Here is a 14,362-nt window from a genome sequence, read left to right as displayed (position 1 = left end):
CGCATGCAGTTCGAACCGGGGGACCGTCGTCGCATCCTGCCGCGCCACCTGCGTCCTGCGGCGGCCCCCGAGATCTTCTCGTACACGATCCGTCCCGCCCGGCCCGGTGATCTGCCCTCCGTGCGCGAGATCTACAACCACTTCGTGAGCAACTCCGCCGTCACGCTCGACGAGAAGAGCAGCAGCATCCCGTACTGGCGCGACAAGTTCGCCCTGCTGGATCGGCTCGGGCTCCCGTTCCTCGTCGCGGTGTCACCTTCCGGGGTAGTCATCGGCTATGCGCTCGCGCAGCCCTGGGCGGGCAAGAACGCCTATCGCTACACGGTCGAGGACTCGATCTATCTCGGCCCTGGTGCCGGCGGAAAGGGCCTCGGTGGCGCGCTGCTCCAGGCGCTGATCGACGCCTGCGAGCAGTTCGGCATCCGCGAGATGGTCGCGGTCATCAGCGACAGCGGTGCCGAGGCGTCGATCCGTCTGCACGCTCGCCTCGGTTTCGTGGAGGCGGGGCGCATGGCCCGGGTCGGCCACAAGTTCGGTCGCGAGCTCGGCACCGTGTACATGAAGCGCGCCCTGAGACCGGTCGCGCGGCGCCGTCGGTTCCTCGCCGCCGGTCGCGGTCACTGATCACGCGGGATGACCGGGATCGCGGCCAGCAGAGCCTTCGTGTAGTCGTGCTGCGGGCGCAGGAGCACGTCGCCGGTCGTGCCGCGCTCGACGATCCGGCCGTCCTTCATCACCACCACGGTGTCGCTGAGGTTCTGCACCACACCGATGTCGTGCGACACGAGTACGAGGGTGAGGTCGGTCGTCCGTCGCAGATCGACGAGGAGCTCGAGGATCTGCGCCCGTACTGTCACGTCGAGGGCCGAGAGCGGCTCGTCGCCGATGAGGATGCGGGGGCCGTGCACGATCGCGCGAGCCAACGCGATGCGCTGTCGCTGCCCGCCGGAGAACTCGTGCGGATATCTGTCGCCGGCATCGGGCTCCAGCCCGACCCGGGCGAGCACCTCCCGCACACGCGCCCGATGATCGCCGTCGATGCCGAGAGCCCACAGCGGCTCGCGAACGATCTGCCCGGCGGTCATGCGCGGGTCGAGGGAGGCGTAGGGGTCCTGGAAGACGAGTCCCGTCTGTCGGCGCAGCCACCGGAGGGACGTCGCGGATGCCGAGGCGTCCACGCGCCGTCCGTCGACGGTCACCGTCCCCGATGTCGGTCTGTCGAGGCCCAGCAGCAGGCGCACCAGTGTCGACTTCCCCGAACCGGACTCGCCGATGATCCCGACGGACGAGCCCTCGACGATGTCGAGGTCGGTCGGCTCGAGCGCCGTCTGCCGACGTGTGCGCTCGAGGGGCGAGCGCTTCGGGACGATGAACTCGCGGGTGAGCCCACGCGCTTCGACGAGACTCATGCGATGCCTCCGTCCGGGCGCCACAGCGTCGCCGTCGCATCGCGGAGCAGCCCCTGCGTGATCGGCGAGCTCGGTGCGGTGAGCAGCGTCGAGACCGGAGCGGACTCGACGACGCGCCCGTGTTCGAGAACCACGCCCTCGGTGGCGACCTGTGCGAGGACGGCGAGGTCGTGGGTGATGAAGACGAGCGACATGCCCTCGTCCTCGACGAGGTGCAGCAGGAGCGCCAGGATCTCGGACTGGATCGTGACGTCGAGCGCCGTGGTCGGCTCGTCGGCGATGAGCACGCGCGGGCGGCAGGCGAGTGCCATCGCGATCGCGACGCGCTGGCGCTGGCCGCCGGAGAGCTGGTGCGGGTAGCGATCGACGATCGACTCCGGATCGGGGAGCCGCACGCGGGCGGCTTCCTGAACCGCGCGTGCGCGCGCTTCGCGTCGCCCGATGCCCTCGTGGATGCGGATCGCCTCGGCGATCTGCCGACCGACCGTGCGGATCGGATTGAGGGCGGTGCGCGGCTCCTGGAACACGATGCCGATCTCGTCACCGCGCAGTCGGGCGAGCTCGCGGTCCGGCATCCCGATCAGTTCCGTGCCGTTCCAGCGGATGCTGCCCGCCGCCGTCGCGCCGTCGGGCAGGAGCCCGAGGATCGCGAGAGCGGTGAGCGATTTGCCCGACCCGGACTCGCCGATCAGGCCCAGACGGGCGCCGTCCGCGACCTCGAACGAGACGCCGTCGACGACGCGACGCCCGTCGATCTTGACGGTCAGGTCTTCGACGACGAGGCTCATGCGACCACTCCGGGGGTGTGCGTCTCGGCGCGGCGGTGGCGCAGCGTGGGGTCGGTCGCTTCGCGCAGGGCGTCGCCGAGGAGATTCAGGGCGAGGACGGTGAGGGTGATCGTGAGACCCGGCCAGATCACCGAGAGCGGGTGCACGCCGATGTAGCGCTGCAGGTCGGCGAGCAGCAGGCCCCAGCTGGGCTCGACGACCGACGCGCCGAAGCCGAGGTACGACAGTCCGGCTTCGGCCAGCACGGCGACGGCCATCGACCACGACAGCTGCACGATGAACACCGGAGCGACGTTGGGAAGGAGGTGGCGCAGCAGGCTCTGCGCGGGGGTGAGGCCGGATGCCTTCGCCGCGAGGATGAAGTCGCTCTGCTGCACCCTCCGCAGCTCGGGGCGGGTGACGCGCGCGATGTTCACGCCGAAGCCGATGCCCACGGCCCAGATCACGACCCAGAGGGAGCCGCCCCAGACCGAGGAGATCATCATCGCGATGAGCAGCACCGGGAAGGCGATCAGGATGTCGACCAGAACCGCGATCGTCTCGCGCAGCCACCGGGCGGTGAGGGCGCCGAGCGCGGCGAGGGCGATGCCGACGACGGTGGCGACGACTCCGGCACCGATGCTGACGAACACCGTCGTGCGCGCCCCCGCCATGATCAGGCTCAGGATGTCGCGCCCGGTGTCGTCGGTGCCCAGGAGGTGCGGCCAGCTCGGACCGAGCCACCGGTCGCTGATGGTCGAGGATTGCGGGTCGAACGGCGTCCAGAACAGCGCGACGAGGGCTGTCAGGCCGATGAGGGCGACGACGATCAGGCCGAAGGCGCCCGTCGGGGTCGCCCACAGGCGGCGGAGCCACAGCGGAGCCATCATGCCTCCCTCTGGCGCGGGTCGATCGTACGGTGGAGCAGGTCGACCAGGAATCCGATCACGAGCACGAAGCCGGTGAGCACGAGGAGTTCGCTCTGCACCTTGATGAGGTCGCGGGTGCCGACGTCCGCCACCAGCATCCGTCCGATTCCCGGGAGGGTGAACAGCTGCTCGATCACGACGGAGCCCACGATGATGCCGGCGACCTGCAGGCCGAGCACCGTGATGATCGACAGCCCGACGGCGGGGATGCCGTGTCGGATCAGCGCCTGCGTACGCGTGAGTCCCTTGGCCGCCGCCGTGCGGACGAAGTCCTGGCCGGCCGCCTGCAGGGTCGCACTGCGCACGAAGCGCATGAGCATGGCACCCTCCACGATCCCGATCGTGAGAGCCGGTAGGAGGAGCGCCTCGATGGCCTCGCCGGGCGTGCTCCACCCGGTGCGGGGGAAGCCCTGCGGGGGCAACCACCCGAGCCAGACCGAGAAGACGACGATGAGCATCATGCCGGCCCAGACGACGGGGACGGCGGCGAGGGTCTGCGCGCCGACACTCAGCGCGGTGCCTGCGCGCCGTCCGCGAGCCAGCGCGGCGAGGATGCCGAAGGGGATCGCGATCACGACGGCGATGAGGAGCGACATCAGCCCGAGCGGCACCGTGACCTGCGCCTTGAGCAGGAGCTCTTCACCGACCGAGGCGCCGGAGAGCAGTGACGTGCCGAGGTCTCCGCGGAAGATGCCTCCGATCCAGTCGGTGTACTGCGACAGGAGCGGCCGGTTCAGGCCGAGCGATTCGCGCAGCGCTTCGACCTCGGCCGGCGATGCCTGGGTGCCGGCGATGAGCTGGGCGACATCACCCGGGAAGACGCGCAGGGTGAGGAAGATGAGGGCGCTCGCGACGAGGAGCCCTGCGATGAGCAGGGCTCCTCGAACGAGCGCGTAACGGATCACGGAGGACGAGACCGCCGCTTACTCGGCGGACGAGACCGTCACGCCGGCCAGGTTGATGCGCGAGTTGATCGAGTCCTCGGGGAAGCCGGTGACGATCGGCGCGACCGCCGTGATCGTCTGGCCGTTGTACAGCCAGTCGGCCGCGTGGTCCTCCGAGACGATCCGCGCCGCCTGGGCGAGGAGATCGGCGGACTTGTCGGGGTCGACCTCGGCGAGGGCCTCGGCGTAGAGGCTCTGCACCTCGGCGTTGTCGTACCCGAAGTAGTAGTCCGGGTTCGCGAAGTTGCCGAAGTCACGCGGCTCGACGTGCAGCACGTAGCTGAGGTCGTAGTCGTGGTTCGTGTAGACGTCTTCGAGCCAGGTGGCGAACTCGACCGAGTCGACGTCGAGGGTGACGCCCACCTTCGCGAAGTCCGAGATGAGCACCTTCGGCACCGTGGTGCCGTAGAACGAGGGGATCGTGAGGGTCAGCTCGAGATCCTCCTGCCCGGCCTCCGCCAGGAGTTCCTTCGCGCGCTCGGGGTCGTAGGAGACGACATCGGAGAGGTCTTCGTAGCCCGGGTCGAGCTCGGGGATCGGTCCGTAGAGCGGGGTGCCCGCGCCGGCCGCCTCGATGAGCGCGTCGTGGTCGATCGCCAGGCGCAATGCCTCGCGCACGCGGACGTCGTCGAGCGGCGCCTTCGCGTTGTTGAACGCGAGCGTGGCCTTGTCGGTCGTGCGACCCGTGGTGAGGGTGAAATCTCCCGAGTCCTCGAGCTGCGACGCGAGGTTCGGGTCGACGGCGGTCAGCACGTCGACGTCGCCCGCGATCGCGGCGTTCACACCCGCGGTGAAGTCGGGGATGTACTGGAACTCGACCGACGCGACGCCGGCGGGCTCGCCCCAGTAGGCGTCGCTGCGCGCGAACGTGATCGTGCTGCCCTTGTTCCAGCGGGTGAGGGTGAAGGGGCCGGTGCCGTTCTCCGCCGTCTGCAGGTCGGTGGTGTCGCCGCTCTTGAACACCAGGCCGGCGGGACCGGTCAGGGCGAAGAGGAAGTTCTGGTTCGGCTCGGAGAGCACGATCTCGACGGTCTTCTCGTCGGGCGCGGTGATCGCGGAGACCGAGGCGAACTCCGCGTTGCCCTGGATGGTCTCGTCGGTGCGCACCTGCTCGTACGAGGCGACGACATCGGCCGACGTCAGGGGCGAGCCGTCGTGGAAGACCACTCCGTCGTTGAGGGTGAACGAGTAGGTCAGGCCGTCGTCGGAGACCGAGTAGATCGAGGCGATGCGCGCCTCGATCTCGTTGTCCTGAGTGCGGGTGACCAGGCCCTCGTAGATGTTGTCGATGAGGATCTGCTCGAGTGCCGCGCCACTGGTGTGCCGGATGTCGAGGTTGGTCGGCTCGAGCACGAGACCCACGTGGAGGGTCGCGTCGGGGTCGACCTCACCGGTCGAGGTGGCGGCGGGCTGCGGACTGCCGGAGCACGCGCTGAGGATGACAGCGGTGGCGGCGAGCGCGGAGATGAGCGCTACGCGTCGGGAGCGTCGGAACATGATGGTTTCCTCTCGGTGCGGCAGGTGCTGTGTGCCGGTTGAACGAGCCTAGGGATGAGCGAGAAATCGAAGGGTGCGGTGTGGAACGCGACGTCACATTCCGTTTCACACCGACGCGGAGGCTGCGGCGACGAACTCGGCGAGTTCGACGGGAGCGGTCTCCTGAACGTTGTGGGTGGCATCGAACACCACGACGCGTGCGGTCGGGATGCGGCGCTGCAGGTCATCGGCATCCGCTTCGCTGACGAATCCCCGCGTCGCCCGGATCAAGGTCAGGGGAGCGCGGACGGCGGCGAGGTCGTCCCATCCCGTCTCGTGCAGGACGGACGGTGCCGCCGGGGTGCCCGGGGCGTGGGATGCGAGAGCCTGCGCGGCGAGGTGCGCGAAATGGTGCTTCCACTCGATGCGTCCGTCCGGTCGCACGCGGGTGTTCAGGAACACGCCTCGCTCGGTCTCGGGGCGTGTACCGCCGAACCCGAGCGCGATCGCCTTGTCGACGAGTTCATCGCGGGTCGCGAAGTCCACGGGCCCGGCGTAGAACTCGCGGAGGGCCGCGGGACCGGCGGAGGTGTCGATGCCGGGGGTGATGTCGACGACGATGAGCTCGGCGACGAGATCGGGGCGGCTCGCCGCCAGCGCCGCGCCGGTCAGGCCGCCCAGGGACTGTCCGACGACGATCTGCGGTACATCGGTCCAGGCATCGAGCGCCGCGGCCACGTCGACGGCGAGGGTGCGCGGCGTGTAGTCGAGGTCGTCGCGCCAGGACGAGTCTCCGTGCCCGGCGAGGTCGATCGCGAGGAGCGGGGTGCCGAGGGCGAGCGCTGTGGTGTCCCAGGTGTGCGCGTTCAGACCAGCACCGTGCAGTAGCGTCACACGGGCGGGTTCCGTCCCGAAGCGCAGCGCGCTGACCGTGCGGCCATCCTGCAGGGGGAGGGTGAGCCGTTCGACCGGGGGAACGGGGAGGCCGAGCGCCTCGGCCTGCGCGGGAAGATAGCTGAACTCGCTGATGTCGATCGCCACGCCCATATTCTGCGCCCCTGGAGCAAGCATCGCGAAATGGCGGACCAAAATGAGCATCTAGAACCATCAAACGCTTGTCTAAAAGTTAAGCAAACAGCTTGCAGGATTGGCTTTGTGCATTTTTCGATGACGGGATGCGTCGGCCGTCCGACACCGGCAGCCGAATATCATGGAGTCATGAGCGAGACGCGAGTGCACCTCTCCAAGACCGAGCCGACCGCCTACCAGGCCCTCGATGCGTTCTCGCGCACCGTCGGAGAGATCTGCGCCGCCAATGGCATCGACGATCGTCTCAAGGAGCTCGTCATGATCCACTGCTCGCAGCTCAACGGCTGCGCCTACTGCACACGCATCCACGTCGACCGTGCCGAGGCTGCCGGTATCGACGCCGACACCATGATGCAGATCGCGACCTGGCGCGAGAGCGGCGTGTTCAGCGAGCGCGAACGCGCGGCGCTCGAACTCGCCGAGGCGTTCACGTTCATCTCGGAGGAGGGCGTGTCCGACGAGGTGTACAACCGCGTCGGCAGCGTGTTCACCGAGAAGGAGTACGCGGCCCTGAGCTGGGCGTGCGTGTCGATCAACGCGTTCAACCGCGTCGTGGTCGCCGGGCGATACCCCGTACCGGCCCGTTCGCCGCAGGCCCGGCCATGAGCGTGCTCGACGTCGGCGGCGTCAACAACGTACGCGACGTCGGCGGGATGCCGGCGGCAGGCGGTCGCATCCGTCAGGGCATCCTGTTGCGCTCCGGTCAGCTCTCCGGAGCGACGGCGAAGGGGGCCGAGGAGCTCCGCGGACGTGTCGCGCACATCGTCGATCTGCGCGACGGCGAGGAGGTGGCGGCGGAGCCCAGCGAGATCGTCGGTCCGGATACCACCCACCTCCCGCTGTTCCTGGGGTCCGTGCGCTCGTTCTTCGAGACCGACACGAGTCTCGAAGACCTCTACCTGCATCTCCTCGAGGAGAGCGGTGGGAGGCTCGTCGAGGCCATCCGCATCATCGCGGCGGGGGAGCCGACGCTCGTCCACTGCACGGTCGGCAAGGACCGCACGGGGGTGACGGTCGCACTGGCACTGTCGGCCGTGGGTGCCGATCGCGAGGCGGTGATCGAGGACTATGCGCTGACCGAGTCGCAACTCCCACCCGAGCGGAACCGACGGATCGCCGCATACCTGACCGAGCTCCACCCCGAAGCCGTCAACGCCGTCGCTCTCGCGACGCAGTCCCCGGCTCCGGTGATGCGCCGTCTTCTCGAGATGGTTGACGAGCGCTGGGGGTCGGCGGCCGACTATCTGCGGGCGCAGGGGATGACGGATGCCGAGCTCGCGGCGCTGACCGCGGCACTCGTCGAGCCCGTCGGCTGAGGCGAATCGCGGAGCAAGGTTAGGCATGCCTTCATCGGTGTTACGATGGAGGAACCATGGACACCTCGTTCGACATCCGCAGCACACGCGCAGCGCGCCGTGCCGCTCGTCAGCGCTCGCACCACCTCGTGACGGCCGATGAGAAGTCGCTCGTCGACCTCGAGATGTTCCTCTCCACGCTCCCGCTGTGCGCATCGGGTCGGATCTTCATCGAAGTTCCGACCGCTGCCGATATCCAGGTCATCGACGCGCCGGCACGCATGACCGTGACCTGGCTGGCACGCGCAGACCGCTCGGGTGCTCCGGGTTCCGGTCGTTCCTGCGCCCCGGGTCAGGCACTCGCGCGCGCCACGTGCGCGTGGGCCGACGAGATGCTCTGCGATGACGAGGTCTCCACCCAGGTCACGCTTCTCGGCGGTTACCTCGGCACCGCCGACATCGTCGATCACCTCACGACGAGCCTCGCGGTCGAGGCGACGTCGATCCACGCTCCCGAGCGCTTCGGTCTGCTCCCGATCGATCGCTGAACGTTCCGGTCGATCGCTGACCGTCAGCGGGAGCGGCGCACGTAGTTGCCGTCCTCCAGCCCGGCTTCGATCTCGAAGCGGTTGCGCAGCGGGTCGCGCCCGGCGACGAAGTAGAGCACCGGCATGAGGAAGCCGTACCGCAGCCACTGAGCCTTGTGGACCGCCTCGTGACGCAGGACGGCGTCGGTCGGACGCACGTCACCGGTGAGGAAGCATCCTCCGACGCACACGCCGCCACGGTTGAAGGTCCACGTGGGCATTCCCCGGAAGATCCAGAGTCCGCCGCGGCGTTCGACGGGGCCGGTGCTCCACAGCGACCCCCAGAGCCAGCCCACGGCCGTACCCCAGGCGTAGCCGATCCGGCTCACGGGGGAGCGGAGGAGGAAGGAGGGGATGCGGCGGTCGAAGCGTCGGCCGCGGGCCAGCGCCTCCTCGGCCGCGGGTCTCCAGTCCGTCGTCATGCGACGGCACCGATCAGACGCAGGATCGCACCGAGGTCGTCCACCGCGTCGGCGGGCGTGCGCGGGGCGAAGCCCGAAATCGTGGCACCCGCGAGCGGGATGTCTTCGCGGAGTCGGCGGATGGCCGAGGCGAGCGCCGCCGGGGTCGTGCCGAACGGCGCGGGATCGGAGACTCCGGTGATCTCGGCGGGATCGAGCACATCGACGTCGATGTGCACCCAGACCCGTGAGGCGCCGGTCGCGCGGACGGCATCGAGCAGCGCGTCCGTGTCGTCGAGGTCGGCGACCTGCAGGTGGGCGAACGAAGAGATCTCGTCGACCTCGGCATCATCGAGGGCACGCATTCCGACCGTGACGATGCGTTCTCGGGGGAGGGCAGCGGTGAGCGCGAGTTGCGGCTCTCCCTCGCCCAGGATCGCGCGGAGCGCCATGCCGGAGAACGCCCCGGACGGAGAGGTCTCCGGCATGTTCAGGTCGGCGTGAGCGTCGCACCACACCACGGCCAGGTCGTCGGTGCCGCCGGGCAGCGCGTCGAGGGCGGCGACGGTGATGCTGCAGTCTCCACCGATCAGCACGCTGTACTCGTCGGTGAGGTGCTCGCGGATCAGCTCGCGGGTGCGCAGCAGAGCGCTGAGCCGCCGCACACCGGTCCCCAGCGACTCGCCGGCTTCGACCGGCACGTCGAGGGTGGTCGTGCGGGCGCGCGGCAGGTCGCCGGCGATGGCCGATGCGCCGTCGACGAGGAGCATCGCGCGTGCGGCCGGTGATCCCTGCCATTGCGGGACGACGAGGAATCGCACCATGGGTGCCTCCCGGGAAAGAGGAAGTGCGGATGCCCCGGACGGCGGGTCCGGGGCATCCGCGGGGTGGATCAGTTGCCTTCGAGGGCCTGACGGGGAGCGGTGCCGCCGGCCTTCAGCTCGGCGAGGCGCGCCTCGACCTCGGTGAGCTCGCCGAGGTCCTCGAGGCTCTCGAACTGGGCGTCGAGGCTCGATGCCGCGAGCTCGATCTTGCCCTGCGCGATGGCCTCCTGACGGCGGACCTTGTCTTCGAAGCGGCCCAGCTCGCTCGTGGGATCGAGCACGTTGATCGATCCGACGGCGTCCTGCACCTTGGTCTGCGCCTCGGCGACCTTGGCGCGTGCGAGAAGCTCGCTGCGCTTGTTCTTGAGCTCGCCGAGCTTGTCCTTCATGCCGTTCAGGCCGCTCTTGAGCTTGTCGACGATCTCGGTCTGAGCGGCGATCTGCGGCTCTGCGCCGCGGGCCTCGCGCTCGGCGCTGATCTGACGCTGCAGCGCGATCTTCGCGAGGTTGTCGAACTTGTCGGCGTCGGCGGTGTCGCCGGAGCCGCGCATCTCATCGGCCTTGCGGCTGGCGGCGAGGGCCTTGTTGCCCCACTCGGTGGCCGACTGCACGTCTTCTTCGTGGTCGCGCTCGAGCAGGCGCAGGTTGCCGATCGTCTCGGCGATCGCGGACTCGGCATCGGCGATGCTGTTCGTGTAGTCGCGCACGAGCTGATCGATCATCTTCTGCGGGTCTTCGGCAGAGTCGAGGAGCGAGTTGATGTTCGCGCGGACGAGGGTCGAGATTCGTCCGAAGATGGACTGCTTGGTCATGCGAGGTTCCTTTCAGAGGGTCGGAATCGAAGTCTTGTCGAGTGGCCTATGAGGTTCAGAAGCGCCCACCTCCCGAGCGGCCGCTGCGCCCGCCGCTGGAGCGGCCGCCGCCGAAGCCCGAGCTGCGGAATCCACCGCCTCCGCTCGAGCGCCAGCCGCTGCTCCGGGAGGAGGATCGACTGCCACCACCTCCGCCCGCGAGGAGGCCGCCGATGATGCCGCCGAGGATGTCGCCACCGAGGCCGGAACCACCGGACGAGCCGGAGCCCCCGGAGTTTCCGAACGGTCCGCTGCCCCAGCCGTCGTATCCACGGGAGTCGTAGGCGGACACGTCGGCGGACGCGGAGGAGATCGCCTGTCGTGCGAGATCGAGGGCGCGGGTGGCCTCGGTGAGCGCGGCGTCGGGCGAGGTGGTGCGGAGGGCGACCGCCTGCGTGAGGCTCGCATCGGCCTGCGAGAGGCGGGTGCGGGCGGTGGACCCGACCGTTCCGCGTCGGGTCTCGATGAACTCCCGGGCGGTGCGGATCTCGGAGCCCGCCTGGGTCAGGGTCTGCTCGAGCATCTGCTCCGCGCGCCGAGTGCGCTCGAGCGCCTCGCGCCCCTGCGCGATCGCGGCATCGATCTGGGCGTTCGCGGCAGACAGGGCATCGAAAGCGCGCTGCGGATTGCGCGCTGTACCGGTGAGATCGGCCTGCGCGGCCTGCAGGTACTGCAGGGTCGTGGACGCGGCTGCGGAGAGTGCTCCGCCGGTGTCGGGGAGCTGCTGCGCGGCGGCGACATCGGACTGCAGCTCGGCGACGAGCGCCCGCGACTGTGTCTCGACGGCGGCGAGATCCGAGCCGAGGGCCGTGATCGCCTGCACGAGTTGGGTCGCCTGGGCGACGGATTGCTCGGCCGTGCGGATGGCGAACGCCGCTTCGCCCGTGCGGCCGGCCGCGATCGCCTGGCCCGCCGCCTCGATCGCGTGGTCGGCGAGGCCCGCACGCTCCTGAGCCTGGACGGGGTTGTCGGCGACGGTGCTCAGCGCTTCGCCCGCGTAGGTCGCCGAGAGCGCCGCTAGGGCCGGCGCCGCTGCGGCGAGTACGGGCGCGAGTGCGGCGTGCTCGCGACGCACGCGTTCGAGTTCCTGCGGGGCGTTCTGCTCGAGCTTGCGGAGGGAGTCGAAGGCTTCGGTGTTCGCGTCGAGGACGTCGTCGATCTCGTCGGCGATCCGGATGATCCGGATGTTCCAGGCGCGCTGCTCGTGCACCGTGTCCTCGATCTCGTCATCGAGCTTCTGCTTGAGGTCGAAGGCCTCCGACAGCTTCGCCTTCGCCTGATCGACGGCGGTCGTGAACTCGGCCGTCGCGCCCTCACCGAACTGCGCGATCGCGAACCCCAGCTCCTCGCGGCTCGAGGTGATGGCGTCGTCGGCCTGCACGAGAGCGGAACCCGCCTGCGTCTGCACCTGCTCATCGGTCAGCGTCGAGAACGGGTCGGCGGGGTCCGGATGCTCCGGCATCGCCCCGCGCTTGCGGATCGCGGCCGCCCGGCGGCTCCGCCGGACGAGAGCGATGACCAGCCACGCCACGAGAGCGAGAGCGATGAGCCCGGCCACGACGAGGAACGCCTGCAGGGCGCCCGCGCCGCCATCGCCCTGGATCTCGTCGGCGGCGAGGAGTATCGCTCCGTCCCAGTCGTCCTGTGCGAGCAGGGGCTGGATCTCCTGCTCGATGTCGTCGAGGCGGGAGTTGCTCAACGGCCCGCCCTCGGCCGCGGAGATGTAGTAGCTGCGCTGATCGGTCGCGATCGCGAGCAGGTACTGATCGGGACCGAGGTTGCTGCGCGTCGCCGTCGTGTCCGCCCATTCGACGCGGTCGTTCGGCGAGGTGAACTCGTCGACGAAGACGACGAAGAGATCGGCGGACGAGTTCTCGGTGAGCTCCTGGAGCCGCGTTTCGACGGCGTCCTTCTCACTCGCGCTGAGGACACCCGCGGCATCGGTCACGTACCCCGAGTCGAGCGTGAGGGGATCGGTCGCGGAGGCGGCCCCGGAAGTGACAAGACCCGCCGCGACGGCGACGACCGCGGCGCTCAGCGCCAGCCACCGTGTCTTCATCGTTTTCCCTCCGACCGGCAGGCGAGCCCCATGCCCCGAGTCTATTCACACAGCCCGACACGCGACAGCATCCGAGAGCGGATCGCCGTTCGCCCTCAGCGGAGACGCATACGCTGGAAGGCATGGACGACAGGTACGGATCGGATGTGCTCGCATCGGGTTGGCGCGAGCGCGGTGCGAAGCAGGTGCCGACGGTCCCCGCCGAGCTCGATCTCGTCGTCGAGGTCGCCGACGACGGGTACTGCGGAGCGGTCACCCGCGTGCAGGGCGGAAACGTCGAACTCGAGGACTGGAAGGGCCGCAAGCGTCTGTTCCCGCTCGGCGGCGGCTTCCTCATCGAGGGCAGGCCTGTGCGGCTGGCGCCCCCGGTGCCGAAGATACAGGCACCGCAGCGCACGGCATCCGGATCCTTCGCCGTCGGAGACCAGCGCGCGCGCATCGCGTTGCCGAGCCGCATCCTCGTCGAGGGCAAGCACGACGCGGAGCTCGTCGAGAAGGTGTGGGGTGCCGATCTCCGCGTCGAGGGCGTCGTGGTCGAGTACCTGCAGGGCGTGGACCTCCTCGACGAGCTGCTCGCCGACGAGCCTCCGTCCGCGAAGCGGCGTTACGGCGTGCTCGTCGACCACCTCGTGCCGGGCTCGAAGGAGTCGAGGATCGCGGATGCCGTCGCCCGGGGGCCGCACGGGCGCCACGTGCGCATCGTCGGGCATCCGTTCGTCGACGTGTGGCAGTGCGTCACCCCGCGGGCACTCGGTATCACGCGCTGGCCCGAGATCCCGCGGGGCACGGACTGGAAGACCGGGATCTGCCGCGCCTTCGGATGGCCGCACGAGACCCAGGCCGACACCGCGCGTGCGTGGCAGCACATCCTGAGCAAGGTGCACAGCTACCGAGATCTCGAGCCGGCGCTGCTCGGCCGGGTGGAAGAACTCATCGACTTCGTGACGGAACCCGCGAGCTGACCCGCGCACCGGTCGAGGGGACGCACCCGGCTACCCTGGAAGCATGCCCGAACCCCGAACCTTCCGTGACGAGCCGGTGTCCTTCGTGCGCCGGAGCGGACGGATGTCCGAGGCGCAGGACCGCGCCTTCACCGACCTCGCCCCGCACTACCTGCTCGACGTGCCGCGGGCCGTCGCGTGGACCTCGGTGCACCCGGAGGCCCGCCTCGACGTGGCCGCCGAATACGGTCGCGACGCCCCTCTGATCGTCGAGATCGGCTCGGGGCAGGGGCACGCGATCGTCGCCGCTGCGGCGTCGCGGCCCGATGACGACTTCCTCGCCGTCGAGGTGTTCCGTGCAGGGCTCGCCCGCACCATGCTCGACGCCGACCGGGAGGGCGCGAAGAACCTGCGGGTCATCGAGGCGAACGCGCCCGAGGTGCTCTCGTCGTACCTGCCGGAGGCCGCCGCCGCGGAGACCTGGATCTTCTTCCCCGATCCGTGGCACAAGAAGAAGCACACGAAGCGTCGCCTCGTGCGTCCGGGATTCGCCGACAACGCGGCCAGGGCGCTCGTCGACGGGGGGCTGCTCCGTCTCGCGACGGACTGGGAGGACTACGCGCTGCAGATGCGCGAGGTGCTGGATGCCGAGCCGCTCTTCGAGCGCGCCTTCGAGGGGGAGTGGGCCGACCGCTTCGACGGACGCGTCATGACGGCCTTCGAGCGCAAGGGCATCGCGAAGGGGCGCGATATCCGCGACCTCGTCTACCGACGTCGCCCGCGCCCGTGA

16 protein-coding genes are annotated in these 14,362 nt (G+C 69.5%); 6 read left to right on the top strand and 10 right to left on the bottom strand.

The genetic code is table 11. From position 1 onward, the window contains the following. Window positions 1-3 precede the first annotated feature (3 nt). Window positions 4-624, top strand: coding sequence for a GNAT family N-acetyltransferase (locus WFJ97_RS04325; protein WP_247632465.1), 621 nt, complete (start codon window positions 4-6; stop codon window positions 622-624). On the opposite strand, the gene WFJ97_RS04320 is transcribed toward WFJ97_RS04325, so the two are convergent. From WFJ97_RS04320 to WFJ97_RS04295, 6 genes are all read right to left on the bottom strand, one after another. Further along, window positions 618-1,409: an ABC transporter ATP-binding protein gene (locus WFJ97_RS04320; RefSeq protein ID WP_336640585.1), complete on the bottom strand. Its 792-nt coding sequence runs from the start codon at window positions 1,407-1,409 to the stop codon at window positions 618-620. The two genes, WFJ97_RS04325 and WFJ97_RS04320, sit on opposite strands and share 7 nt — an antisense overlap. Further along, on the bottom strand, window positions 1,406-2,197 hold the full coding sequence (locus WFJ97_RS04315; protein ID WP_336640584.1) for an ABC transporter ATP-binding protein: 792 nt from the start codon (window positions 2,195-2,197) through the stop codon (window positions 1,406-1,408). The genes WFJ97_RS04320 and WFJ97_RS04315 overlap by 4 nt, the downstream gene beginning before the upstream one ends. Beyond that, a complete protein-coding gene (locus WFJ97_RS04310) occupies window positions 2,194-3,066 on the bottom strand; it encodes an ABC transporter permease (RefSeq protein ID WP_372491556.1) in 873 nt (290 codons plus the stop codon). Before WFJ97_RS04310 ends, WFJ97_RS04315 begins: the two co-directional genes overlap by 4 nt. Further along, entirely contained in the window at window positions 3,063-4,010 is a 948-nt protein-coding gene (locus WFJ97_RS04305) for an ABC transporter permease (protein WP_247955953.1), read from the bottom strand. The genes WFJ97_RS04310 and WFJ97_RS04305 overlap by 4 nt, the downstream gene beginning before the upstream one ends. 18 nt (window positions 4,011-4,028) lie before the next feature. Then, window positions 4,029-5,546 (bottom strand): ABC transporter substrate-binding protein, encoded by a 1,518-nt coding sequence (locus WFJ97_RS04300; protein ID WP_336640583.1) that lies wholly within the window; start codon window positions 5,544-5,546, stop codon window positions 4,029-4,031. Between the two features lie 105 nt (window positions 5,547-5,651). After that, on the bottom strand, window positions 5,652-6,572 hold the full coding sequence (locus WFJ97_RS04295) for an alpha/beta fold hydrolase (RefSeq protein WP_336640582.1): 921 nt from the start codon (window positions 6,570-6,572) through the stop codon (window positions 5,652-5,654). Between the two features lie 171 nt (window positions 6,573-6,743). Between WFJ97_RS04295 and WFJ97_RS04290 the strand changes: the two genes are divergently transcribed. Genes WFJ97_RS04290 through WFJ97_RS04280 form a run of 3 tightly spaced genes read left to right on the top strand, consistent with a single transcriptional unit; the run spans window position 6,744 to window position 8,457 of the window. Then, window positions 6,744-7,220 (top strand): carboxymuconolactone decarboxylase family protein, encoded by a 477-nt coding sequence (locus tag WFJ97_RS04290; protein ID WP_247622822.1) that lies wholly within the window; start codon window positions 6,744-6,746, stop codon window positions 7,218-7,220. Then, entirely contained in the window at window positions 7,217-7,930 is a 714-nt protein-coding gene (locus tag WFJ97_RS04285) for a tyrosine-protein phosphatase (protein WP_247622821.1), read from the top strand. The genes WFJ97_RS04290 and WFJ97_RS04285 overlap by 4 nt, the downstream gene beginning before the upstream one ends. Before the next feature lie 56 nt (window positions 7,931-7,986). Then, window positions 7,987-8,457 carry an SIP domain-containing protein gene (locus tag WFJ97_RS04280; RefSeq protein WP_336640581.1) on the top strand — a complete coding sequence of 157 codons (471 nt, stop codon included), beginning with the start codon at window positions 7,987-7,989 and terminating at the stop codon, window positions 8,455-8,457. Window positions 8,458-8,480: 23 nt separating this feature from the next. Here the strand turns inward: WFJ97_RS04280 and WFJ97_RS04275 are convergent, their stop codons facing one another. The 4 genes from WFJ97_RS04275 to WFJ97_RS04260 form a co-directional block, all read right to left on the bottom strand. After that, entirely contained in the window at window positions 8,481-8,918 is a 438-nt protein-coding gene (locus WFJ97_RS04275; protein WP_336640580.1) for a Fe-S oxidoreductase, read from the bottom strand. Next, window positions 8,915-9,721, bottom strand: coding sequence for an arginase family protein (locus WFJ97_RS04270; protein WP_336640579.1), 807 nt, complete (start codon window positions 9,719-9,721; stop codon window positions 8,915-8,917). Before WFJ97_RS04270 ends, WFJ97_RS04275 begins: the two co-directional genes overlap by 4 nt. 68 nt (window positions 9,722-9,789) lie before the next feature. Further along, window positions 9,790-10,533, bottom strand: a complete 744-nt coding sequence (locus tag WFJ97_RS04265) for a PspA/IM30 family protein (protein ID WP_247622817.1) — start codon at window positions 10,531-10,533, stop codon at window positions 9,790-9,792. A 55-nt stretch (window positions 10,534-10,588) separates the two neighbouring features. Continuing rightward, window positions 10,589-12,631: a TPM domain-containing protein gene (locus tag WFJ97_RS04260; protein ID WP_336640578.1), complete on the bottom strand. Its 2,043-nt coding sequence runs from the start codon at window positions 12,629-12,631 to the stop codon at window positions 10,589-10,591. 122 nt (window positions 12,632-12,753) lie between these two features. On the opposite strand from WFJ97_RS04260, the gene WFJ97_RS04255 reads away from it, so the two are divergent. Next, on the top strand, window positions 12,754-13,593 hold the full coding sequence (locus WFJ97_RS04255) for a DUF3097 domain-containing protein (protein WP_336640577.1): 840 nt from the start codon (window positions 12,754-12,756) through the stop codon (window positions 13,591-13,593). A gap of 43 nt (window positions 13,594-13,636) precedes the next feature. Next, window positions 13,637-14,362 (top strand): tRNA (guanosine(46)-N7)-methyltransferase TrmB, encoded by a 726-nt coding sequence (trmB, locus tag WFJ97_RS04250; RefSeq protein ID WP_336640576.1) that lies wholly within the window; start codon window positions 13,637-13,639, stop codon window positions 14,360-14,362.

Source organism: Microbacterium sp. USHLN272 (assembly GCF_037149655.1).
Classification (GTDB): domain Bacteria; phylum Actinomycetota; class Actinomycetes; order Actinomycetales; family Microbacteriaceae; genus Microbacterium; species Microbacterium galbinum.
Note: the sequence above shows the minus strand (reverse complement) of the source record. Positions and strands in the feature narration are given on the sequence as shown.

What these genes read in the sequence shown, in the direction of transcription:
- WFJ97_RS04280 (WP_336640581.1), top strand. Translation starts at nt 7,987, where the DNA reads ATGGACACCTCGTTCGACATCCGCAGCACACGCGCAGCGCGCCGTGCC.
- WFJ97_RS04315 (WP_336640584.1), bottom strand. Translation starts at nt 2,197, where the DNA reads ATGAGCCTCGTCGTCGAAGACCTGACCGTCAAGATCGACGGGCGTCGC.
- WFJ97_RS04260 (WP_336640578.1), bottom strand. Translation starts at nt 12,631, where the DNA reads ATGAAGACACGGTGGCTGGCGCTGAGCGCCGCGGTCGTCGCCGTCGCG.
- WFJ97_RS04255 (WP_336640577.1), top strand. Translation starts at nt 12,754, where the DNA reads ATGGACGACAGGTACGGATCGGATGTGCTCGCATCGGGTTGGCGCGAG.
- WFJ97_RS04270 (WP_336640579.1), bottom strand. Translation starts at nt 9,721, where the DNA reads ATGGTGCGATTCCTCGTCGTCCCGCAATGGCAGGGATCACCGGCCGCA.
- WFJ97_RS04310 (WP_372491556.1), bottom strand. Translation starts at nt 3,066, where the DNA reads ATGATGGCTCCGCTGTGGCTCCGCCGCCTGTGGGCGACCCCGACGGGC.
- WFJ97_RS04265 (WP_247622817.1), bottom strand. Translation starts at nt 10,533, where the DNA reads ATGACCAAGCAGTCCATCTTCGGACGAATCTCGACCCTCGTCCGCGCG.
- WFJ97_RS04295 (WP_336640582.1), bottom strand. Translation starts at nt 6,572, where the DNA reads ATGGGCGTGGCGATCGACATCAGCGAGTTCAGCTATCTTCCCGCGCAG.
- trmB (WP_336640576.1), top strand. Translation starts at nt 13,637, where the DNA reads ATGCCCGAACCCCGAACCTTCCGTGACGAGCCGGTGTCCTTCGTGCGC.
- WFJ97_RS04325 (WP_247632465.1), top strand. Translation starts at nt 4, where the DNA reads ATGCAGTTCGAACCGGGGGACCGTCGTCGCATCCTGCCGCGCCACCTG.
- WFJ97_RS04290 (WP_247622822.1), top strand. Translation starts at nt 6,744, where the DNA reads ATGAGCGAGACGCGAGTGCACCTCTCCAAGACCGAGCCGACCGCCTAC.
- WFJ97_RS04320 (WP_336640585.1), bottom strand. Translation starts at nt 1,409, where the DNA reads ATGAGTCTCGTCGAAGCGCGTGGGCTCACCCGCGAGTTCATCGTCCCG.
- WFJ97_RS04275 (WP_336640580.1), bottom strand. Translation starts at nt 8,918, where the DNA reads ATGACGACGGACTGGAGACCCGCGGCCGAGGAGGCGCTGGCCCGCGGC.
- WFJ97_RS04300 (WP_336640583.1), bottom strand. Translation starts at nt 5,546, where the DNA reads ATGTTCCGACGCTCCCGACGCGTAGCGCTCATCTCCGCGCTCGCCGCC.
- WFJ97_RS04285 (WP_247622821.1), top strand. Translation starts at nt 7,217, where the DNA reads ATGAGCGTGCTCGACGTCGGCGGCGTCAACAACGTACGCGACGTCGGC.